Below are 21,789 nucleotides of genomic sequence, written 5' to 3' on the forward strand. Positions count from 1 at the left end.
GGTCTTTAGCCATCTCGTACTGCCTCTGTATTGTTGCCTTATACCAAGGCAGCATCTAGGTTTTACATATTAGTAACAATCGCATCAACAATATGCCAGTGTCCACCAACACCGCTCAACCATCACGTACTGGTCGTTTTGCGCGTCCGTGATTTCTTGCGGGCTTCAGTAGTGGCTGCGGAACCTCTCGGTGATCGTGATTTGCCAGCCGATTTGCCAGCAGGCTTTTTCGCCGCCCGCCGCCTGACAGGAGCTGCCGAAGCCGGTATCTGAGGTACTTTCATGAACACCTCCTCCAGCAACTGCCGGAGGTAACCCTCCATTGGCTGCATAAATGCGGCATAGCTGGTTTCACGTTTGCTGATCCCGTCCAGCTGCGCTTCCCATTGCGCAGTCATATCCGGCAGAGTCGTAGCTTCCGGCAGGCTGTTGATCAGACCTCGCCCGGCTTCAGTGGAATGGATCTGCTTACCCTGGCGTACCAGAAACTGTCGCCTGAACAGCAGCTCAATGATACCGGCACGCGTTGCTTCGGTCCCCAGCCCATCAGTTTCCTTCAGGATCTTGCGTACTTCTGGGTCACTGACATAACGTGAGATGCCGGTCATGGCAGACAACAAAGTAGCATCAGTGAAGGGTTTCGGTGGCTGTGTCTGCTTCTCCAGCAACTCGCCCTGGAGGCAGGTCAAAGCGTCTCCTTTTTTCAGATCAGGCAGTGATGACTGTTCATACTCATCACCTGGCTCATCTGAAGCGGCAGTACTACCGGTCAGAACCTTCCACCCGGGATCAACTGTCTGGCGAGCCTTGGCCACAAACTGACCGCCTGCCACCTCAACATCGATGCGTCTGTCTTCATATTGCCAGGGTGGATAGAACTGCATCAGATATTGTCGCGCAATCAGTTCGTAGAGCTTCTGCTCCTGCGAAGACAAACGCGCTGGATCAAGTTTCTTCTGCGTGGGGATGATCGCATGGTGTGCATCAACCTTACTGTCATTCCAGGCCTTGCTGCGCAGCCTGAGATCAGCACCTGCCACAGCGTCCTGAAGCGCCGGGCTGACCTGATAGATCGCCTTGACCACACTATCCGCCTGAGCAAAGTGCTCTTGCGGTAGATAGCGTGAATCTGAGCGGGGATAGGTGATCAGTTTATGCCGTTCATACAGGCCCTGGCACAGGTCCAGCACCTGTTGCGCGCTGAAGCCAAAGCGCCGGGCCGCGTCTATCTGCAGAGATGACAGACTGTAAGGCAGTGGCGCCGCCTGTTTTTTGCGCTGGCGACTTGTCTCGGTCACGACACCCGGCTGTCCGGTAATACGCCTGACCACATTGTCTGCCAGTGCACGCGAAAGGACTCGCCCCTCCTCGTCCTGATAGGGCAGACAAGCCTCGCTCGGCAGCCATTTTGCGCGAAACTGTTCACCTTTTGCAGTTTCAAGCAGCGCCAGCACTTCGTAATAGGCCTTGGCAACGAAATGCTCAATCGTCTCATCGCGCCTGACCACCAGCCCCAGCACCGGCGTTTGTACACGCCCGACAGACAGCACCCCCTGATAACCAGCCTTTCTGCCTTGCAGCGTACAGGCTCGGGTCAGATTGATGCCATAAAGCCAGTCAGCACGGGATCGCGCCAGCGCAGAAGTGGATAGTGGTACAAAGTCATGATTGGATTGCAGTCGCCCCAATGCCCGACGCACCGCATCCAGGTTGAGGTCATTGATCAGGCAGCGTTGCATGCGCTGACGTTTCTCGGCAGGTACCTTGAGATAGGCGATCACTTCATCGACCAGTAACTGACCCTCACGATCAGGATCGCCAGCATGTACCAACTGATCCGCATCTTTGATCAGTTTGCGCAGCACCGTCAACTGCTTGCGCGTATTGCTCTTGGGTTGCAGCTGCCACTGGGTGGGAATAATCGGAAGATGCTCCGGGCGCCACTGTTTGAAGAGAGGATCATAAGCGTCTGGCTCGGCCTGCTCCAGAAGATGACCAATGCACCAACTCACGACCGCATCCGAGCCGCATCGGATAAAACCTTCACCCTTCTGCCTTGAACCGGGTAACGCCTCAGCAATTGCACGACCCAGACTCGGTTTTTCAGCGATGTAAAGTATCATGCAGGGCTTATCTGAAGGGTGTTGGAGTTATAAGTGCTCTGAAGCTATACAGTTTTTGAAACTGTAAAAGTATTGTATCTGGATGTGACCTGATATCGAAATGAATCAGGCTTTAGTATTGATAATCTGGCCCAGCGAACCGGATGAACCACTGCTGGCAGGAGCATCGGGAATCAGATTAACCAACATCTGCCCCTGTTGCGCTGCCTGATCCAGTGCCATTTTAGCGACTTTGACAGACACCTGATTCTTAAGTTGTGCCGACTCGAGTCCTGTGAACACACTGCTCAGACTACTGACCATACTCATATTTGACTCCTTTTTCGCAATTCCTGACTGCAGAAATTCCTGACTACAAGATATCATATGTAGCCATGCAGGCACTCTAACAGCTTGAGTGCCGATAGTCATGTGATCGGCCGACAGCTGTGAAACTGAAGACCTATCGTGAAAGTTTGTAACCTGACGGCAACCACCGAACATCAAACGACCGGCATTGATAGTGCCCCCGAAATTGGTAGTATGGGTAACAGGTGGATAATGTCATCAGTATTTCAGCATCGTCCGCAGCCCTCAAGATAGACATCCAGTCTAATGCTGTATACTTCATCAGACTGAAGATGCAAGACTGTTTGTATGCCGCATTATTTTTTTAACCCTCAGGTGGCTTGCTAGAGAGTAGGATGATAAATTTTTTGGCTGTGACTTATAGGGACAAGCATTTATATGAAACTGGATAGCTATCCGACAATCCAACCCGAGACAGCATTAGGCCATGCACTTGTGGCTTTTTTCGATGTGCTTGAACCTGTATTCGCTTGTGGTGACAAGGGAGTTTTTCAAGCGATTGTCTTCGGTGGTTGTGCTGTTCATATACACACGCAGACAAGAGGCAGTGCGGATATAGACGCAGAGATTGCATCTCATGGTTATGCCAAGAAATCAGAAGTTATTGCACTACTTGATGAGGATGCGTACATTTTTGCAGACGAAGAGGGGGTGTCGCAGGTGCTGGAACTGGATTCCAGCTTCAACACAACACTGGGTCCTTTACACGAAGATTATGAAGACCGCATCATCCGGTTGGTAACACAGAGCAATATCCCAAACGTCGAGGTGTATATCGCGAGTGCGATTGATGTTGCCATCTCGAAGCTTGGCCGTTTTGGTGATCGTGACCAGCAGGATATACAATCATTGCTTCAACTCCCGTACGTTGATATTGATGAGTTTGAACGCTTTGCCCGAGAAGCTATCAATTATTATGTTGGAAACCAAAAGCAAATATCAGGGAACCTTAGAGCGGTGTTAGACGATTATCGCAGCAGAGAGGAGCGGGCATGACACCTTCCGTCACACGAAAACGGCTATATCGCGTGGGTTCGCGTCCCCTTGAGAGCAGTGTGGATGATGTAAAACAGCTTGCTGAAGCGCTTTGGTATCGCGGCTATTGCCCTACACAAAGGGAATTAGAGTGTCTATGCGATTTAATGCCCCGCGAGCAATTCCAGCGTACCCTCTGCGTTCTTGAGTTGCTTAGCCAATACCCCGTGTGCCCTCGTGATACAGCTCGACATCTTCAAGAACTCACCAGACGTTTCCATAGGCAACTGCTGGACAATAACGATACACCTATCCAGGGACGTTACTCTCCTGGTAAACGATGGGGTTTAAGTGATGCGACGGCTCCGTTGCGTAAAGCACTGCTACCTCTTCAGACCCGGACCTATGCAGATGCAACTGGACATAGTCACGGCCTGAGTACCTGAGCTGGTATTGATGCTATACAGTCATCCAGACAGCAACACCCATCAAACAAACGCCGAAGAAACGATTAGCTAATTTTGCTGTGATAGAGTCGGCAAAAATTTTCCTGAGATAAAAACCAGCAACTGTCCAAAGTGTGAAGGCAATAAAATTATTGATAGTGAAAATAGTGGCTATATATATAGTACGCTCAAGATCTGCTGCAGGCTGAAACTGAGTGAACATTAAAGCTATTATCACGTATGCTTTTGGATTAGTGAGCAATAGCATTGCTCCAGTAGCCAAGTCAGTTTTTTTATTGCTGGTGATAGTCTCATCCATAGTGGAAGCCGTGAAGAATAGATAACCAAGATAAGCGACGTACAAAGCACCCACGTATTTAAGTGTAATAGAGACATAAAGATTACTAATAACCGCCATTCCGAGCCCCATCCCTATCAGGAAGGTCACAATCCAGGTAGCCATGTGATAACTAAAATTTGAAGGTAAAGAGCGCCTTACGCCTACACCATATCCCAGTGATGCAAAGAACAGGTTTCCTGGCCCGGGGCTGTATGCCAACGGAAATAAAAATGCAATTAAAGCGATCGTTTCTGTAATAGACATCTAAAGTTACTCCACGAGTCTGAACGCCTACTGACAGCAGCCTTACAATAGTTAATGCTCGGATATGCGTAGGAACAGATAATTAAATATACAAATAATGATCAATCGAAAATTACAATTGCGTTCCCGGCGAGATTCCTTTAGAACAGGTTGATTTTCTGAATGTTACAGGCAAAATTCTTTACGAGAAGGACAACGTGACCACATTTTCCGCCAAATCTGATTTTCAAAAAAAGCATCTCATTGTTTTGCTGGCCTATCCAAACGTTAACTTGCTGGACATAGCAGGCCCTGCACAGGTGTTCTCTTCGGCGCTGATTACCGATGAAGTTTCTTTACCTTATGAGGTGATTGTTGCTAGCCCGGATGGTGGTCTTGTGCTCACCGACACCGGGATCTCGCTTGATACTTTCCGACTGGATGAGGAGCTATGTAAAAAAGCTAATACAATCCTTATTGCTGGTGGACGGGGTATTTACTCTCTTCTAAATAATGAAAACCTGATAAATCTTCTCAAACGATTTATAACTCCCTGTCGCCGAATTGGTTCTATCTGTATGGGCGCTTTTTTGCTGGCCGCAACAGGCTGCCTTCATCAAAAACGAGTTGCGACACACTGGGAACATTGTGTAGAACTGCAATTACGATATCCTGATATTAAAGTTGAAAGCTCCCCCATCTATATCAATGACCATGGACTGTGGACCTCGGCGGGCGTCACTGCTGGCATTGATTTGGCGCTTGCTATAGTACAAGAAGATCACAACAGAGCTATCGCGCTATCCGTAGCTCGCGATCTAGTGGTATATCTCAAGAGACCTGGTGGCCAAAACCAATTCAGCTCCACACTTCACTTACAATGTAGCGATTCGTCAGGACGGTTCGATGCGCTCCATAGTTGGATTATCGATAACCTCGACAAAGATTTATCGATCAATACACTGGCTGATTTCATGGCGATGAGTCCACGCAACTTTGCCAGAGAGTACAAAAAATTGACCGAAGTCACTCCTCAAAAAGCAGTGGAAACACTTCGTATTGAATCCGCACGCCTTCTCCTTGAAACCACTTGTATGAAAATTAAATCTATTTCAAAGCGCTGTGGATTTGAAAATGAAGAACGCTTACGGCGTGCATTTACCCGGAGGCTGGGAATTAATCCCACACTGTATAGAGAAAGGTTTGGGCTTGATAGTTGAGCAACATTGTTGGCTATCGGATAGAACCCGGGGGCCGTCTTTGCTACACAATTTGTCAAACCTTACGTCAAATACAACAAGAACGACAATGTGAAGGCACCCTTGAGGCCTTCATGCTATATATCAGGGAGACAAGGATGCCCATTACAGTCTGGGGACTTGCGCTGGGTCAGGCGCTGATCGGACAGCAGATAACCCCGTCATTTGCACTGATTACCCTTCCGGTCGCTGTGCAGTTTCTCAGCCTGATGGGAGTCACGATTCCGGCAGCGCACCTGATGCGCTGGTTGGGACGGAAAACCGGATTTTTGCTGGGCAATCTGATAGGTGTTGCAGGTGCGATACTGGCCTTCGTCGCCCTCTCCTCTGCACAGATACCCGTCAGTACATTGCTTTAATGCAGGTAATGTTGAGTAGGCTTTTCCGATATTCCAGTACCGTTATCCAAGAGGCCCAATGTATAGATGGGTTCTGACAAATTTGGGGATGTCGTAGTAAATCCTGATAAGGCAAGATTGATGTTATCGATTGAATTCAAAAGGCTGAAAGCGAGTTGCTCACCGAGCAATGAGTCGCCACTGATGATTTGACCGTTCTGATAGACCTCTTCGATCAGCTCGCGGACAGACGCTAATACGGCTGCTTGTTCTTCCGTTTGTGATGCCACATCGAAAGCATAACCTACAAGCTCCTCTACCGATGCCAACACATGCGCCAGAGACTGACCGGATTTTTCTAAGCGCTCCTCTGTAGATGTCATTTGCAGTTGAGAGCGTTCGGCGATGTCTGAACTTAAGGCAACTCTACGCTGTATTCGACCGATCACCTCATCAATTTCGCCGGTTGCCTCTTGCGATCTATTGGCGAGTTCGCGCACTTTTTCAGCCACTACGGCAAAACCCCGGCCACTATCACCTGCCCGCGCGGCCTCAATTGCGGCATTCAGTGCCAGTAAGTTGGTTTGTTCAGCGATATCGCTAATCAGTTTCAATACATTGCCAATGGCTTTGGCATCGCCATTTAACGCGGTAATCTCTTCTCTGGAACGGACAAACGACTGAGCTAACTCGGTCAGTTCGTTTTGGCTTGACTGGATCTCCTCATAGCCTTGGGCTGCGGCATCTCTTATATCCCCACTTTTGCTGGCGGTGGCAGCGGAATTTTCAGCCACAAGATGTACAGACTTAGAAATATCGGAGATGGCGTACAATGTCTTCGATAACTGGTCATTTTGAATATTCATCTGCTTGGCAATAGAGGCATTCATACTGTTCATGGCATTTGCCGACTCATGAGAGCTCAGAGTTTTCGCACGCAGGCCCGCGACCGTTGTATCCAAATTCCCTAACAGGACATTCGTAATCTCCGCTATTTCACCAGCCTCACTGTTGGGCTCTACGGGTATGCGCAAGCCCAGATTGGCTTTGCCACCGGTGGTGGCGAGAGATACCGACCGTAAAGCCATTGAGGCTTCTAATAAACTAGATGAAGCACCATGCTCATGGACGTTTAAGCCCATTTGTTCCCCTTCGGGTGAAACACGCAATATGCCCATAAACTTTAATGACCAAAACAGAATAAAACTGAGCCCGAGGCCCCATACGGCTACGGCTCCCACCCCAATTGTTTGTATGCCAAGCTGAGCCATGGCCGACTGCGCGGGTAAAGTATCAATAGGTGCTAATAAGGCAAGCCCCAAGGTCCCCGCTACACCGGCACAGCCATGAGCAGGTACGACACGCACAGGGTCATCAATACGCATCTGGGTCAGTAACCAATCTGCGCCGTAGGTAACGAGTCCACCCACTGTGCCAATAACCACGGCCGACCAAGGTTCTAAAATTGAAGCTCCGGCCGTTACCGCTACCAGCCCGCCAATAACGCCATTGATCAGTTTTTCTACATTCACCACCGGATGCATTATAAATGAGACCAGTAGGCAGAATACCCCACCCGCGGACGCTGCCAACATGGTGTTAACGATGATGCCGGGAACTGCATCGTTCGCGGCCAGTTCAGAACCGCCGTTAAAGCCAAACCAGCCAAACCAAAGCACCAGTACACCAATAACGGCAAGAACTAGAGAATGGCCGGGTATATCATTGGAGCTACCGTCCTTATTGAAGCGTCCCATTCGAGGGCCGAGCACAATAGCACCAGCAAGTCCGACCCAAGCTCCCAGACTGTGCACAACAGTAGAACCCGCAAAGTCGACAAAACCCAACTCCGCTAGCCAGCCGCCATCTCCCCAAATCCAATGGCCAGATACCGGATAAATTAAAGCGCTCACCACAACGCTGATAATCATATAAGCGGAAAACTTGCAACGCTCTGCAATGGCGCCAGATACTATGGTGGCTGCAGTACCTACAAAGGCTGCCTGAAACACCCAAAATGCGTATTCTGCGGGCTCGGTGTGGTCTTTTAAAGCAAACCCCGTTGTACCAAACCAACCACCCATGGTTTCCCCGAACATTAGGGCATACCCAAGTAGGAAAAAGGCGAGCACTGCCACCACAAAGTCAACCATATTTTTGGTGGCAACATTAATGGTGTTTTTTTGTCGTGTAACCCCAGATTCAAGCGCAGTAAAACCACCCTGCATTAATAACACCATAGCAGTGGCTATGAGTATCCATAACAGATCCATATTGCTTTGAACGGCATCGGCGGTCATCTGAATCAATCCATTTGAGTTAGAATTTCACTCCATAGGCATTATCCAGATCACTGGCAGGAGGTGAAATATGGCGTTTATTGATTTTTGTGTCATATGAAAACGACATTTCAGTCAGCCGTTATTCAGCTCTTTAGCGTGACTGTTTCAACTCCCGGACCTGTTGTCGAAAAATCCGCTTACCAAAGCATTGGGCTAAGTGCGTCGGCGTGATCCAGAGCCTGATCATCCAGCGAAAGAGGTTCAGATTCGAAATACCGCCACAGCCTCATGAAGGCTAACGGTATCCTGGGTAATGTCGGTTCCCGTTTTTCTAACCAACCGTATTTCCTCGGACAAGTTCTCGATCAGTTGGTGGATACTCTGAGCGCCTTCGGCAATACTCACGCTGGCCGCATTTTGCTGCTCCGCAGCACTCAGCAGCGTGGCATTAGCCTGAGTAAGGTTTTCGATGCGACTGCTTGAAATATCAAGATCCTCCACGGCCTGCTGTATTTTGTCGGCGCTGTTTTGAGCGTGAGAAATGGATTGTTTCATCAAGGCCACCGCATCTTTGCTACTGGTTTGAAGTTGCGTCATGGTATCGGCAATGAGTTTGGTCGAGTCCCGGGTGCGAGTAGAAAGGGAGCGTACTTCGTCGGCCACTACCGCAAAACCCCGGCCCTGATCACCCGCCCTCGCCGCTTCAATAGCGGCATTTAAAGCCAGCAAATTGGTTTGTTCGGCGATATCATTAATCACCTTCAGAATACCGGACACTTCATTGGTGTTCCTGGAAAGGGAGTTAGCGGTTTCCTCAGACTGGGCGAGCATACCGCAGAGTTCGTTAATAGCCCGGTGACTGGAAAACAGGTTCTTGGTGGCATTCTTATTGGCCGCAAGCGAAACGTTGGCTTCGTCGTAAGCGTTGGTCATTTCTGTCACCATGTGCGCAATGGTTGCGGACATTTCTTCCGTGGCACTGGCAATCGCGCAGGTCTTGTTGTGCTCTTCCTGGGTTAAATGGTCAATAAGTGAGAGCTTCGACATCAAATGGCTGAGCTTGGTTTTAACATTGTCAGCGGTATTAATGGCGCCGCCCAACGTGGTTTGCAGGGAGTCCATCAAGCGGTTAAAGCATTGGCCCAGAGGGTTCTTGTGATCCAGCCGCACAGTCAAATTGTGCTGGCCATCGCCGTTGTTGTCGACAGATCCCAGAGCCTGGGCCAGTTCGTAGTCGAACTTGGCATTGTTTGCCAGCCACGCCAAGGCGCCGCACTCCAACACAAGATAGGCCGCGTGCAAGACAACAATTCCCAGGGAACAGTTGTCTGGTGAGTAAAACAGGATACCGGCCCACTGCTGATGCTGGGCCACAAACAGGGAAACGTGGGCAACAGCCCCGAAAACCACGTGAGTCAGGAATACCCAAGGGTCCCGATACACGAAAAACAGGGCAGCTATCACAAAGTAGCCGAAGTGGGCTTCAATCATGCCACCGCTCTGCAGCACCTGGATACTGGTCATGATGCTCAGGGTGGCCGCCAAGATGTGCCGTGACATTCTATGCCCGGCGAACCGTGTACCCGCCAAGGCGGCAATAGGTAGAAGTATCAAGCCCGAAAAGAAAGCCAAAGACCAATTGCCGGTAGCGGCTATCCAGCCCAGGCAACCGAGCCAGTATAAACAGGTTATTCGGAATATGAGAAGGTCAACGTCGGGATTGCTGGTACTGGTTTGTGCGGGTATCACTTTCACCTCCAACCAGGACAGGCAGCCTTTATTGATTTTTCATCATCATTTGACGACACAAGATCAATAAATGCTGCCATAGCATTCATGATCATGGTTGATAGGCGCCCGGTGATCTGAGAGGTTCATGCCGGGTTCTGAGAGCAGTTGAGGGGGGAGTTCCATCGGTTGACCCCAAGGCCCATGCCTATCAGCAAGGTCACAATCCAAGTAGCCATGTGATGGCTAAAATTTGAAGGTACCCTTGAGGCCTTCATGTTATATTCACTTTTTCTTTCATAATCAGGGAGACAAGGATGCCCATTACAGTCTGGGGTCTTGCGCTGGGTCAGGCGCTGCTCGTAACAGGTAATATTCTGCTGGTATCGGTCACAGCGCTGATCGGGCAGCAGATTGCCCCGTCTTTTGCACTTGTTACCCTTCCGGTCGCTTTACAGTTTCTCGGCCTGATGGGTGTCACCATTCCGGCAGCGCATCTGATGCGCTGGCTAGGACGGAAAACCGGATTTTTGCTGGGCAATCTGATAGGTGTTGCTGGTGCGATACTGGCCTTCGTCGCCCTCTCCGACAATCATTTTGTGCTTTTCTGTATCAGCACTTTTCTGCTGGGTATGGCCATAGGCGTCGGGCAGCAATATCGTTTTGCAGCCATAGAAGGCTGTGAACCAGCACTGCACTCACGCGCTATCGGGATGGTGATGGCCGGCGGTGTGCTCGCCGCCATACTGGGACCCAACCTGGCCATCTGGACAGAACACTTCTTCCCTGACCGCCAATACCTGGGCGCATTTGCTGCGCTGATCATGCTGTATATCATCACCCTGATACTGATCAGTTCACTGCCGCTGAAAAAACCCGGTTTTGCCGAACAGCATGGAGATGTGCGCTCTTATGCCGACCTGTTGAAACAACCACAACTGGTGGCGGCCATCTCATCCGGCATGATCGGTTATGGGGTTATGGTACTGGTTATGACAGCGACTCCGCTGGCAATGGTGGAGTGTGGATTCAACTTCAGCAGTACTGCCAGTGTGATCCAATGGCATGTACTGGGGATGTTCCTGCCCTCATTCTTCACCGGAAAGTTGATCAGCCGATTTGGTGAGATCAAGATCATCCAGAGCGGGTGCCTGCTGCTGATCAGTTGCATACTGCTGAATCAACTCGGCATCCTGTACTGGCATTTCTGGACGGCGCTTGTTGCACTGGGTATCGGCTGGAATTTCACCTTCATCGGTGCGACATCACTACTGACGCATACCTATCGGCCCGCCGAAAAAGCCAAGGTACAGGGATTGAATGATTTTTGTGTATTCGGCGCTGCCGCTCTGGGCAGCCTGATGGCTGGCCATTTTCAGATGCAGCTTGGCTGGGAAGTACTGAACCTGCTGATGCTGCCTGCAGTGCTGATCGCCATGTTCATGGTCTGGATCAGTCACCGCAAGCAGTCATCAGGCATCCTTATTCGCTGACGATAATCACCCGCAGGGCATCCAGCTTAAGATCGGCACGGCTCAGCGCATCGTGCATCTGCCGTGTCTCCCGTTGATGGACGGCTAGTTCCTCTTCACGGATAGCCGGGTTGACCGCCGCCAGTGCCTGAAGGCGGTCATATTCGGCGTCTCTGAACTGATGCAGTTTTTCCAGCGCCTGCTCAATGATCGCTGGTCGCTGCTTTTCAGCCATAGCTCCTGATTTCGTCAACTGGCTGCTGATCTGCTCACGCGCCAGACGCATCATCTTCTGCGAAGTCGAAAGCGGGATAGGCTGCGCCAACTGATTAAGAGGCGCATGCCCCAGAGCCCCCGACAAATCTCTGCCCTCACTGTCTACCAGTGTACGCAGGTAGCAACAGGGCAGAAAACGCGAAAGCTGAAAGGATCTGGGGGCCGACAGATGCAGATCATAAATCGCTTCCAGCAGGATCAGACCGGGCGTCAGCGCAGGCAGCCTCAGGGTACAGATCGTGTTGTTACCCAGTTCACCACGCCCGATCAGTTCCATCACCTCATTCAGTAATGGGTGCTCCCAGGTCAGAAACTGGATATCTTCACGCGCCAGCGCCTGCTTGCGACTGAAGGTCAGGGTCAAACCCTCTTCCGGCAAACCCGCCAGATGGCAGAGCATATTCTCACCCTGCTGCAGGATAATGCCCTTCTGCCCATGAGGCTGAACACTGATACCTACCCGATCAAACAGGCGTTCAGCATAGGGTTGCAGCAGATCGTTTGATTCGTGCTCCCTCACCTGCTCCAGCAGCCGTTCGGCCACTGCCGTATTGCAACTGCTGAGCTCCAGCAGGCGATCTCGCCCATTCGCCAGTTCGTTTTCGAGCTCCTCTCGCACCAGCAGTGTTTCGTCGATCAGACGCGCCAGTGAATAGGGATCACCCGGCTCATGCATGGCATCGCGCAGAGGCTTGGCAAACTGGTGGTAGAGCGCATCCCCGACAGCGCAGACACGACTGAACAGATCCAGGCCATCCCGGTACCAGCGCATCAACACCTCTGCCGGGCTGCTGCGATAATAAGGCAGATGAATCTGTACATCCCGATGCTGCCCGATACGATCCAGACGCCCGATACGCTGCTCCACCAGATCGGGGCTCAGGGGCAGATCAAACAGAATCAGATGATGGCAGAACTGAAAGTTGCGCCCTTCACTGCCGATCTCGGAACAGACCAGCACCTGCGCACCCAGCTCCTCATCTGCAAAATATGCCGCACTGCGATCCCGGTTAACCAGGCTCATCCCTTCATGGAATACAGAGCTGCGAACGCCCTGCATCGACAGATGGTTTTCCAGAGCGATGGCGCTGGCAGCATGCGCACAGATAATCAGTGCCTTCTCTTTCTTGTTACTTCTGATCCACTCCTGCAGCCACTCAACACGCGGATCCAGCTTGATCCAGTCCTCACCCAGCAACAACTCGGGGTGCAGGCAGGACTCAAGTTCGGCATCACCCTGCATGATGTCGTATATATCATGCGGCTCCAGCGGATAGGTATGCAGAATACGTGCAGGGAAGCCACTGATGGTCTGGCGCGTGTTACGGAACAGTACGCGACCTGTACCCTGTCGATCCACCAGCTCTTTTACCAGCTTGTTCAATGCTGCGGGCTGCTCTATCTGTGGCAGTGCAAGCCAGCTGGCAATGGCATCCTTACCCGCCCAGGCCTCAGCTTCACGCTGCAGTAAGGTGTCCCCTCGCAGCAGCTCGGCTCCGTTGGTTTCCAGCAAAGGTGCCACAATACGATTCAGATGATGGTACTGGCGCTCCTCTGCCAGAAAGGCATCCAGATCATGATAACGTTCAGGGTCCAGCAGTTTGAGTCGGGCAAAGTGCCCGGCAGGCCCCAACTGCTCAGGCGTCGCTGTCAGCAACAGCACGCCGGGCGACAGTGCAGCCAGCGCTTCGATACAGAGGTAGGCATGGCTCGCGACCTCTCGGCTCCAGCCCAGATGATGTGCCTCATCCACCACCAGCAGATCCCAGCCTGCCTGTTCTGCCTGCTGTTGACGATTTTCATGACGTGTCAGCAGTGACAGCGCGCAGATCACCAACTGGCTACCCTCAAAGGGGTTGTCGGTACCTGATTCCTCCAGCGCCTCGCAACGTTCTTCATCCAGCAGGGTAAAGCTCAGATTAAACCGGCGCAGCATCTCTACCAGCCACTGATGCACCAGCGAATCTGGTACCACAATCAGCACACGAGAAGCATTTCCGCTGAACAGGCGCTGATGAATCAACAGACCCGCCTCAATGGTTTTGCCAAGTCCGACCTCATCTGCCAGCAAGGCACGCGGCGCATGGCGTGAAGCCAGCTCTGCTGCAATATGGAACTGATGCGGCAACAACTGCACTCTGGGACCAGTCAGACCATATGCCGGCGATTGACGCAATCTATGCTGATGCACCAGTGTTTCTACTCTGAGTTTGTACAAACCATGCCGATCGATCTGGCCAGCAAACAAGCGCTCCTGCGGACGACTGAAATGCACTGCGCTGTTCAACTCCAACTCGGGCAGGATCCGCTCCTCACCCTCGGAGTCCAGTCCAATATAGATAAAACAGCCCTTATGCTCCACGCGCTCACGGATCTCCAGCTCAACACCCTGATTATCAGTGACTGTCTCTCCCACCTCATAGCAGACACGACTTAAAGGCGCGTTATCCGATGCATAGGTTCTACGGTCCTCAACAGCCGGAAAAATCAGTTCTACTCGCCTGTTTGCGCACTCCAGTACAAGCCCCAGCCCCAGTTCTGCTTCTGTATTACTGATCCAGCGTTGTCCCGGAACAAACTCTATCTGTGCCAATCTGTTTACCCTTATTTCTGCGTCCACTATCGGAAACGATATTGCTGTCGCAATGATAGGCTCTGATCTCGTTGATTTCAAAGCCTGATCGTGCCTATTTCAAAACCCTGTGACATAATGAATGCTTTATGAACCGTGCTTAGTTGAACAAGGCCATCATGACTCAGAATAACGATATTATCGCCTATCAGGGCATCGAAGGTGCCTATTCCCATCTTTCCTGCAGCAGAGTTCATCCTGAACTGAAAGCCAAAGCCTGCAGGAGCTTTGTTGAAGCGATGTTTATGGTGGAGCGCGGTGAGGCTCGCCTGGCCATGATCCCACTGGAAAATTCCACCGCCGGGCGTGTTGAAGAGATCTATCGCCTGATGCCGAAAACCCAGCTGCATATCATCGGAGAACACTTTGAACCGGTGAACCACTGCCTTCTGGCTCTTCCGGGCACCAAAATTGAAAACCTGCGCAGCATATCCTCGCACCCTCAGGCGTTGGCTCAGTGCGAAGGTAACATCAAGGAGCTGGGTCTGGTTCAAGTTGCCAGTCTCGATACAGCTGGATCTGCACGTGAACTGTCCGAGTCGCGCGTACCGGATCAGGCTTCCATCGCATCCAGTCTGGCGGCAGAGTTGTATGGCCTGGATATTCTGCGTGAGAATTTTCAGGATAAGACCGGCAACACGACCCGCTTTCTGATCCTGGCCAAAGAGAGCCGCATGCCCCCTCTGGAGGACAAGCTGCGCTATATGACCACCATCATGTTCAAGACTCGCAATATTCCGGCGGCACTGTACAAGACACTCGGTGGATTTGCCACCAATGGGCTGAACATCGTCAAACTGGAAAGCTACATGGCGTCCGAAACCATGCAGGTAACAAGCTTTCATCTTGATGTAGAGGGGCATCCGCATGATCAGGCGATGCAGCACGCACTTCAGGAGCTGCACTTTTTTGCCAAGGAGGTGAGGGTCATGGGCACTTATCAGGCCCACCCCTTCCGACTCAGCCACCTGCGCATTGATATCTAATGCTGCAGCGCAGCAAGAAACTGTTTTTTTAGACTAAAGTTGTCTATAGATAAAGGGCTGTTGTTATTGTGCAATGCACAAAAATAGCCTATCTTGATAAGTGTCCTGACCTTGTTCAGGACAGCGAAAGGTTTTGCATCTCCAGATGGAACCTATCGCATCCCATCTCTCAACTCTTCCTGAGTTGTATGCACTTTGATTCCCCTCTCCTTCGGGGGAGGGGCTTTTTACAATCTTCACTTCTCAGCACACAGAATTCCATGCGCTGCTTTTAATACGTCAACTTCAAAACTGAACTGACTGGATTAGTCAGAGCATCGCTTATTTTCATCAATGCTGAGCAAGAATCTCTTCCGCCATCTCTGGCCCGACATACTCTCTCATGGTTTCTGAGATATAACTGCGCCATCCTTCATTTTCTCGCGTGATCAGCAACAACTTAATCCCCTGCTCTTCCGCCACTTCAAGACTACGCTCAGCCCCCATCACCATAAAGGCAGTTGCCCAGGCATCCGCACTTGCATTATCCGGGGTTAGAACGGTGACTGACGCAAGGTTATGCCGGATTGGCCAGCCGGTGGTTGGATCGATTGTATGAGAAAAACGCTGCCCATTCTCTTCAAAAAAGTTGCGATAGTCGCCGGAAGTGGCTACCGACATATCACGGAGCGGCAATACGTGATGCGCTGTCGGCAACCCCTCATGCGGCACCTCAACACCGATACGCCAGGGTTGCCCAGGCTCACGCTCGCCACCGGCCAACAGCTCACCACCGATATTCACCAGAAAATGATCCAGCCCCTGTCTATTAAGCCAGCGACCCACCTCATCCACAGCAAACCCCTTGGCAACGGCTGAAAGATCCACAAAGCAATCACTGTGTCGGCGTGCTCGACCACCTTCGGCGTCCAGCTCCAAATGATGATAACCCACTTGTGCAAGGCGCTCTTGCAACTCAGCCTCATCCGGAACCGCCAGTGGTCTCTGCTCAGGCCCAAAGCTCCACAAGTTCACCAATCGGCCAACCGTTACATCGAAGGAGCCATCGCTGATCTCGGAGATGGACTGACTGAGCAGCAGCACATCCAACAGGGGCCTGGATAGCGACATCCACTCACCGGCTGGCATACGGTTGAACAGCATCAGCTCCGAATCATCACGATAGGTCGACATACTGGCATCGATCTGCTGTAACACCTCGACAATGCCATCATTCAGCTCGGAAATACGGGTCTCAGTAAAGGAGCCAGGCAGTGTTACCTGCCAGAAAGTGCCATAGATCTTACCCTCCAGCCTTGGATTAGCCTGCTCAGGCTTGGAGCACCCTGCCAGCACAGTAGCCAACAGAACAGCCAGAGACAGAAAAACAGAAAAGTGAAGACGCTGCAAAAATGAGGTGTGCATGAACTTTAATTCCGACTGGGCAAATTGGTAGATCGGGTAGTCTTAGGATCAGGCAGATTGACGACGCTCGTAACGCTCCTGCATTTTTTGCAGAACACGCGCCACTGCGACAAAAGCGAAACTCGCCGTGACACAGGTACTGGCACCAAATCCACCAGCACAATCCAGACGCATGGCGCCATCAGTGGCCGTTTTCTGATGACAGACGCTGCCATCGGGTTGTGGATAGCGAAGCTGCTCTGTCGAGTAAACGCAGTCAATGCCAAACTTGTCCTTGCCTCGGCCAAAATTGTAATACCGACGCAAGACCGAACGCAGCTTCGCCGCCAGAGGATCCTGCTGAGTTCGACTCAGGTCCGCGACCGCGATCTGAGTGGGATCAACCTGACCGCCAGCGCCACCGATGGTGATGACCGGAATTTTATGTCGCTTACACCAGGCCAGCAGTGCAGCTTTGTCACGCACACTGTCGATTGCATCAATGACATAATCCAGCCCTGGTGGCAGCAACTGCTCGATATTCTGCGGACTGATGAAATCAAATACTTCATTTACCTGACAGGCGGGATTGATATCACGAATTCGCTGCGCCATCACTGTCACTTTGGACTGACCAATAGTAGAGCTCATCGCATGGATCTGACGATTGGTGTTACTGATGCACAGGTCGTCCATATCGATCAGTGTCATCTGACCTATCGCGGATCTGGCCAGCGCCTCTGCGACCCAGGACCCCACACCTCCGATACCGATGACTGCCACATGAGCACTGGCGAAAAATTCCGTGATACTCTCGCCATAGAGGCGGCGGGTCCCGCCGAAACGCTCCTGAAATTGATCAGATGACACTTTGACACTTTACCTCAACAGATTGAAACCAAATCAGAAACTATCATCCGTTAATTCAGTACAAACAAGATGACCGCACCCCTTGCAGATCCCTTCGATAAAGATCGTACCCTGCAACTCATACTCTCTGGGCTCGCTCATTCCCAGATCCACCTGCTGGCAGTTATCGCACCAGGTGTTGGTCAGAAACGCCTGCTGCTCCTCTTCGGAACGGGCATGAAAATCGCGAACCGTCTCTTCACTGCGGGGATCAGACATCACTTTTACCTATCACCTTGCTTCCTACCACCTTGTCACCAGTCACCTTTTTCATCTTTCAACTACCAACCCATAACCTGTTTGACAAAAGGAACAGTAATACGCCGCTGGGCACTGAGCGAGGCATGATCCAGACGATTCAGTACACTCAACAGGCTCGCCATATCGCGACTACCATGATGCATCATATACTTCACCACCTCATCACTGAGCTCAAAACCACGTGCCTGAGCACGTGACTTCAGGGCAACCACCTTCTCTTCATCCTTAATCGGATTAACGCGGAACACCATGCCCCAATGCAGACGTGACTCAAGATCAGACAGATTCAACCCCAAGGTTTTAGGCGGCTGTTTCCCTGCGATCAACAGGGTGTGATGTTGGGCACGCATACGGTTGAATAGATGGAATACCGCCTCCTCCCATGCCGCAAGACCCGCGATCTGTTCGATATCATCGATACAAACCAGCTCAAGTTGATCCATATCCTCAAGCAGAACAGGACCATGCTGCAGCAGCTCTGCCAGCGGCAGATAAACAGCCTGACGCTTGGTTGAGTCTGCAAGGTGGCAACAGGATTGCAGCAGGTGCGAGCACCCCGTACTCGGCTGCCCCCAGAGATACAGCAACTGTTCTCCCTGGCCTGAAGCCGAGTGCCTGAGTGCCTCATACAACAGCGCATTATCGCCGACAACGAAGTTCTCGAATCGGGCATCATCACGCAGCGTTATACCAAGAGGTAGCTGAAAAGGGGCTGTCTGCTCCGTCATCCTGATCCTATATCAATTCCAGATGTACTCGAGTGAACTTCCGCCAGACCGTCGCTGCAGTCTTGGCTCCTGATTCAGAAGCTGCTCCAGTTCCGCACTGGAGCCTTCATACACCAATCTGACCTGTGCCGAATTCTGGATCAGCGTCGCTGGCATCACAGACTGGACACCACTCAGATTTCTGAGCAGTCCGGTAGCCTCAAGATAAGCACCCGCACCGTCCAGACCGTAAATGGTCACCAGTATGCCCGGCGGAGTGTACTCCAGGGCCGTCTCTGAAAAAGGCTCCGCCACCACCGAGGGCTGCATTGAGGCATTTGGACGTACCGGCTGAATGGGTTGCTGTAGCGGCTGCTGAATAATTGGCTGGACAGCCTGCGGCAGTTGCATATTCTGCTGCGGCGATAAAGCCTGAGACTGCGCAGTCATACCCGGTTGCAACACAAAATCGGCAACCTGCTCCATTAACTGACGGGCAGCCGACTGTCTGTCACCAGAAGCCTGAAGAATCTGCTGCGCACCCGGAGCCCAGAGGCTTGCTTGAATCTGCGTTGTATTGCCCGCTCCGATAACGCGGGCAGACATCACCAGATCCGCACCATAGCGAGCAGAAGCCTGCTGTATAGGCGCTGAGAAAAAGCCCCAGAGATCATCCACCGGGAGAGCCTGCTGATCGGTCAAATCAAGTATCGGCAAAAACAACGGCAATCCACGCTGCCTGGCCGCCTGCTGCAAACTCTGAATCAACTCATCAGACGAGTCGACAAAGTCACGCCGACCACCCTGCTCCTGTGCCAGCCAGAGCAAAACCCTGGGCCGGACCGCCTCAACTACGGGCATTCCCAGCTCACGCATCTCTTCTGTCAATGAGCGCCCGTCAAACACAATTTCCAGCTCATTCGTCATTCCCTGCGAATCAGGCACTGCCAACGGGGCAAATCGGAACTGCTGCAGAAAACGTCCGGCATCTGACAACAGAAACCTCGCTGCCTCTCGATTGGTGACATCACGCTGACCACTGATCCTGATCAACACTTGCGCCAGCGCTTCCTGCAACTGTTCATCTGAGGGAAAAGCGCTGACGTCGCGAGTTGTTATCCTTCCGGTACTCAGCAACGCCTCATCCACTGCCAATACTGATGTTGCCGGGAGCATCAGCAGAAAGGCAAGAGAGATCGCAAGCAGATATTGACGTAATAACATGGGAATCAGAACCAAATACCAATAAATTTTGCGCCAACTTTAACACACAATAGCCCCCTCTCCATCAACCTGATAAACTTGCACACCAAATTTCTTTGATCCCCCGCTGGTTGGAAAGGTTCTTAACGCCATGTCTACAGGTTCTGACAAAACTTCACTGAGTTATAAAGATGCAGGTGTCGATATCGATGCAGGCAATGCCCTTGTTGAACGCATCAAAGGCGTCGCCCGCAAGACAGCCCGACCAGAGGTACTCGGCGGACTGGGCGGATTCGGCGCGCTGTGCGAGATTCCCGAAGGCTACCGCAAGCCTGTACTGGTATCCGGAACAGATGGTGTCGGCACCAAACTCAGACTGGCAATGGATCTGGGCAAGCACGATACCATCGGCATAGATCTTGTGGCGATGTGCGTTAATGACCTGATCGTGGCTGGCGCAGAGCCTCTGCTGTTCCTCGACTACTATGCCACAGGCCGCCTCAATGTGGACATGGCGGCCGACGTCGTGACAGGCATAGGCCGCGGCTGCGAACTGGCCGGTGCCGCTCTGGTTGGTGGCGAAACGGCAGAGATGCCGGGCATGTACGAAGGAGATGATTACGATCTGGCTGGCTTCTGCGTCGGCGTAGTCGAAAAAGAAGAGATCATTGACGGCTCACGTGTGCAGCCTGGCGATGCGCTGATTGCGCTGGCATCTTCCGGCCCCCACTCCAACGGCTACTCGCTGATTCGCAAGATCATTGAAGTGACCGGTGCAGACCTGCAGCAGCCGCTCGGAGATACCACACTGGCTGCCGCTCTGCTGGAACCAACCCGCATCTATGTCAAGAATCTGCTTGCACTGATGAAAAACTGTCAGGTGAATGCACTGTCTCACATCACCGGCGGCGGCCTGCTGGAGAATATCCCGCGCGTATTGCCTGCCAATACCAAGGCAGTTCTGAACACCGCAAGCTGGGAGCTTCCTCCTGTGTTCAACTGGCTGCAGGAAGCCGGCAATGTTGATATGAAAGAGATGTATCGTACTTTTAACTGCGGCGTCGGCATGATTATCTGCGTGCGTGACAGCGATAAGGATAAAGTACTGGCCGAGATGCAGCGCGCTGGTGAGACAGCCTGGATGATCGGCAGCATAGAGACTGCCCAGCCAGGTGAAGAACAGGTTGAGATGCGTAGTCTGGGGGCCTGATAGATGGCACCGAAGATAGTGGTGCTGATCTCCGGCAGCGGCTCCAATCTGCAAGCGATCATCGATGGCATCAGCCAGGGTGAAATCGATGGGCAGATAGTCGCGGTCATCAGTAACCGCGCCGATGCCTATGGGCTTCAGCGCGCTGAAAACGCCGGGATCGCGGCGCACTCGCTGGATCACAAGCAGTATCCGGATCGTGACAGCTTTGATCAGGCGCTGCTTGAACTGATCGATCAGTATCAGCCGGACCTGTTACTGCTGGCTGGATTCATGCGTATTCTGACAGCTGACTTCGTGCGTCATTATCAGGGGCGGATGATGAACATCCACCCCTCCCTGCTTCCGCTCTACAAAGGACTGAACACACACCAGAGAGCAATTGAAGCAGGTGATGCAGTACATGGGTGCACAGTGCACTTTGTCACTGAAGAACTGGATGGAGGCCCTCTGATCATCCAGGCCAGAACCAATATCAGCCCGGGTGATGACGCAACGTCACTTCAGCAGCGCGTTCATCAACTGGAGCACAGAATCTACCCAATGGCGGTCAGCTGGTTCTGCAGCCACCGTTTACGCCTCACAGATAAAAGTGTCTGGCTTGATGGTGAACTACTTTCAGCAAGCGGTTTCCAACTGAAAGATTGACCCTATTTCGTTCTGCGCAC

The 21,789-nt window shown here is 51.9% G+C and carries 18 protein-coding genes; 7 read left to right on the plus strand and 11 right to left on the minus strand.

Annotation, left to right across the window (positions count from 1 at the left end; genetic code table 11):
- Positions 1 to 122: 122 nt before the first annotated feature.
- Both ACK3CJ_RS12670 and ACK3CJ_RS12675 read right to left on the minus strand, forming a co-directional pair.
- Positions 123 to 2,123 carry a DNA topoisomerase III gene (locus ACK3CJ_RS12670; RefSeq protein WP_409522575.1) on the minus strand — a complete coding sequence of 667 codons (2,001 nt, stop codon included), beginning with the start codon at positions 2,121 to 2,123 and terminating at the stop codon, positions 123 to 125.
- Positions 2,124 to 2,228: 105 nt separating this feature from the next.
- Positions 2,229 to 2,432: a YjfB family protein gene (locus ACK3CJ_RS12675; protein WP_409522577.1), complete on the minus strand. Its 204-nt coding sequence runs from the start codon at positions 2,430 to 2,432 to the stop codon at positions 2,229 to 2,231.
- Positions 2,433 to 2,849: 417 nt separating this feature from the next.
- Between ACK3CJ_RS12675 and ACK3CJ_RS12680 the strand changes: the two genes are divergently transcribed.
- On the plus strand, positions 2,850 to 3,467 hold the full coding sequence (locus tag ACK3CJ_RS12680) for a DUF6036 family nucleotidyltransferase (protein WP_409522578.1): 618 nt from the start codon (positions 2,850 to 2,852) through the stop codon (positions 3,465 to 3,467).
- A 438-nt stretch (positions 3,468 to 3,905) separates the two neighbouring features.
- On the opposite strand, the gene ACK3CJ_RS12685 is transcribed toward ACK3CJ_RS12680, so the two are convergent.
- A complete protein-coding gene (locus ACK3CJ_RS12685; RefSeq protein WP_409522579.1) occupies positions 3,906 to 4,496 on the minus strand; it encodes a LysE family translocator in 591 nt (196 codons plus the stop codon).
- A gap of 197 nt (positions 4,497 to 4,693) precedes the next feature.
- On the opposite strand from ACK3CJ_RS12685, the gene ACK3CJ_RS12690 reads away from it, so the two are divergent.
- A complete protein-coding gene (locus ACK3CJ_RS12690; protein WP_409522580.1) occupies positions 4,694 to 5,695 on the plus strand; it encodes a GlxA family transcriptional regulator in 1,002 nt (333 codons plus the stop codon).
- A 137-nt stretch (positions 5,696 to 5,832) separates the two neighbouring features.
- Positions 5,833 to 6,093, plus strand: coding sequence for a hypothetical protein (locus tag ACK3CJ_RS12695; RefSeq protein WP_409522581.1), 261 nt, complete (start codon positions 5,833 to 5,835; stop codon positions 6,091 to 6,093).
- Here the strand turns inward: ACK3CJ_RS12695 and amt are convergent.
- Together amt and ACK3CJ_RS12705 are read right to left on the minus strand one after the other, a co-directional pair.
- Positions 6,090 to 8,372 carry an ammonium transporter gene (gene amt / locus ACK3CJ_RS12700; RefSeq protein WP_409522582.1) on the minus strand — a complete coding sequence of 761 codons (2,283 nt, stop codon included), beginning with the start codon at positions 8,370 to 8,372 and terminating at the stop codon, positions 6,090 to 6,092. The genes ACK3CJ_RS12695 and amt overlap by 4 nt on opposite strands.
- A gap of 243 nt (positions 8,373 to 8,615) precedes the next feature.
- Entirely contained in the window at positions 8,616 to 9,878 is a 1,263-nt protein-coding gene (locus ACK3CJ_RS12705; RefSeq protein ID WP_409522583.1) for a methyl-accepting chemotaxis protein, read from the minus strand.
- Positions 9,879 to 10,399: 521 nt separating this feature from the next.
- Here ACK3CJ_RS12705 and ACK3CJ_RS12710 point away from each other — a divergent pair.
- Positions 10,400 to 11,575 carry an MFS transporter gene (locus tag ACK3CJ_RS12710; RefSeq protein ID WP_409522584.1) on the plus strand — a complete coding sequence of 392 codons (1,176 nt, stop codon included), beginning with the start codon at positions 10,400 to 10,402 and terminating at the stop codon, positions 11,573 to 11,575.
- Here the strand turns inward: ACK3CJ_RS12710 and rapA are convergent.
- A complete protein-coding gene (gene rapA, locus ACK3CJ_RS12715; RefSeq protein ID WP_409522585.1) occupies positions 11,565 to 14,423 on the minus strand; it encodes an RNA polymerase-associated protein RapA in 2,859 nt (952 codons plus the stop codon). The two genes, ACK3CJ_RS12710 and rapA, sit on opposite strands and share 11 nt — an antisense overlap.
- A gap of 158 nt (positions 14,424 to 14,581) precedes the next feature.
- On the opposite strand from rapA, the gene ACK3CJ_RS12720 reads away from it, so the two are divergent.
- On the plus strand, positions 14,582 to 15,448 hold the full coding sequence (locus ACK3CJ_RS12720) for a prephenate dehydratase (protein WP_409522586.1): 867 nt from the start codon (positions 14,582 to 14,584) through the stop codon (positions 15,446 to 15,448).
- Positions 15,449 to 15,778: 330 nt separating this feature from the next.
- Here the strand turns inward: ACK3CJ_RS12720 and ACK3CJ_RS12725 are convergent, their stop codons facing one another.
- The 5 genes from ACK3CJ_RS12725 to ACK3CJ_RS12745 form a co-directional block, all read right to left on the minus strand.
- Positions 15,779 to 16,852, minus strand: a complete 1,074-nt coding sequence (locus ACK3CJ_RS12725; protein ID WP_409522587.1) for an FAD:protein FMN transferase — start codon at positions 16,850 to 16,852, stop codon at positions 15,779 to 15,781.
- Between the two features lie 48 nt (positions 16,853 to 16,900).
- Positions 16,901 to 17,701: a tRNA cyclic N6-threonylcarbamoyladenosine(37) synthase TcdA gene (gene tcdA, locus ACK3CJ_RS12730; protein WP_409522588.1), complete on the minus strand. Its 801-nt coding sequence runs from the start codon at positions 17,699 to 17,701 to the stop codon at positions 16,901 to 16,903.
- A gap of 33 nt (positions 17,702 to 17,734) precedes the next feature.
- Positions 17,735 to 17,959 carry a hypothetical protein gene (locus tag ACK3CJ_RS12735; protein ID WP_409522589.1) on the minus strand — a complete coding sequence of 75 codons (225 nt, stop codon included), beginning with the start codon at positions 17,957 to 17,959 and terminating at the stop codon, positions 17,735 to 17,737.
- A gap of 62 nt (positions 17,960 to 18,021) precedes the next feature.
- The gene (gene hda / locus ACK3CJ_RS12740; RefSeq protein ID WP_409522590.1) at positions 18,022 to 18,729 is read right to left on the minus strand and encodes a DnaA regulatory inactivator Hda; all 708 of its coding nucleotides are present in this window, start codon (positions 18,727 to 18,729) and stop codon (positions 18,022 to 18,024) included.
- A gap of 12 nt (positions 18,730 to 18,741) precedes the next feature.
- Entirely contained in the window at positions 18,742 to 19,932 is a 1,191-nt protein-coding gene (locus ACK3CJ_RS12745) for a DUF2066 domain-containing protein (RefSeq protein ID WP_409522591.1), read from the minus strand.
- A gap of 130 nt (positions 19,933 to 20,062) precedes the next feature.
- Between ACK3CJ_RS12745 and purM the strand changes: the two genes are divergently transcribed.
- Together purM and purN are read left to right on the plus strand one after the other, a co-directional pair.
- Positions 20,063 to 21,121, plus strand: coding sequence for a phosphoribosylformylglycinamidine cyclo-ligase (gene purM, locus ACK3CJ_RS12750; protein WP_409522592.1), 1,059 nt, complete (start codon positions 20,063 to 20,065; stop codon positions 21,119 to 21,121).
- 3 nt (positions 21,122 to 21,124) lie between these two features.
- Complete coding sequence (gene purN, locus ACK3CJ_RS12755; RefSeq protein ID WP_409522593.1) at positions 21,125 to 21,769, plus strand: phosphoribosylglycinamide formyltransferase; 645 nt, start codon at positions 21,125 to 21,127, stop codon at positions 21,767 to 21,769.
- The last annotated feature ends 20 nt before the right edge of the window (positions 21,770 to 21,789 follow it).

The sequence above is a fragment of the Nitrincola salilacus genome (assembly GCF_046271865.1).
Classification (GTDB): domain Bacteria; phylum Pseudomonadota; class Gammaproteobacteria; order Pseudomonadales; family Balneatricaceae; genus Nitrincola; species Nitrincola salilacus.

What these genes read in the sequence shown, in the direction of transcription:
- ACK3CJ_RS12705 (WP_409522583.1), bottom strand. Translation starts at nt 9,878, where the DNA reads ATGACCAGTATCCAGGTGCTGCAGAGCGGTGGCATGATTGAAGCCCAC.
- ACK3CJ_RS12675 (WP_409522577.1), bottom strand. Translation starts at nt 2,432, where the DNA reads ATGAGTATGGTCAGTAGTCTGAGCAGTGTGTTCACAGGACTCGAGTCG.
- ACK3CJ_RS12735 (WP_409522589.1), bottom strand. Translation starts at nt 17,959, where the DNA reads ATGTCTGATCCCCGCAGTGAAGAGACGGTTCGCGATTTTCATGCCCGT.
- hda (WP_409522590.1), bottom strand. Translation starts at nt 18,729, where the DNA reads ATGACGGAGCAGACAGCCCCTTTTCAGCTACCTCTTGGTATAACGCTG.
- purN (WP_409522593.1), top strand. Translation starts at nt 21,125, where the DNA reads ATGGCACCGAAGATAGTGGTGCTGATCTCCGGCAGCGGCTCCAATCTG.
- ACK3CJ_RS12670 (WP_409522575.1), bottom strand. Translation starts at nt 2,123, where the DNA reads ATGATACTTTACATCGCTGAAAAACCGAGTCTGGGTCGTGCAATTGCT.
- ACK3CJ_RS12720 (WP_409522586.1), top strand. Translation starts at nt 14,582, where the DNA reads ATGACTCAGAATAACGATATTATCGCCTATCAGGGCATCGAAGGTGCC.
- ACK3CJ_RS12725 (WP_409522587.1), bottom strand. Translation starts at nt 16,852, where the DNA reads ATGCACACCTCATTTTTGCAGCGTCTTCACTTTTCTGTTTTTCTGTCT.
- ACK3CJ_RS12685 (WP_409522579.1), bottom strand. Translation starts at nt 4,496, where the DNA reads ATGTCTATTACAGAAACGATCGCTTTAATTGCATTTTTATTTCCGTTG.
- ACK3CJ_RS12695 (WP_409522581.1), top strand. Translation starts at nt 5,833, where the DNA reads ATGCCCATTACAGTCTGGGGACTTGCGCTGGGTCAGGCGCTGATCGGA.
- ACK3CJ_RS12745 (WP_409522591.1), bottom strand. Translation starts at nt 19,932, where the DNA reads ATGTTATTACGTCAATATCTGCTTGCGATCTCTCTTGCCTTTCTGCTG.
- amt (WP_409522582.1), bottom strand. Translation starts at nt 8,372, where the DNA reads ATGACCGCCGATGCCGTTCAAAGCAATATGGATCTGTTATGGATACTC.
- ACK3CJ_RS12680 (WP_409522578.1), top strand. Translation starts at nt 2,850, where the DNA reads ATGAAACTGGATAGCTATCCGACAATCCAACCCGAGACAGCATTAGGC.
- ACK3CJ_RS12710 (WP_409522584.1), top strand. Translation starts at nt 10,400, where the DNA reads ATGCCCATTACAGTCTGGGGTCTTGCGCTGGGTCAGGCGCTGCTCGTA.
- purM (WP_409522592.1), top strand. Translation starts at nt 20,063, where the DNA reads ATGTCTACAGGTTCTGACAAAACTTCACTGAGTTATAAAGATGCAGGT.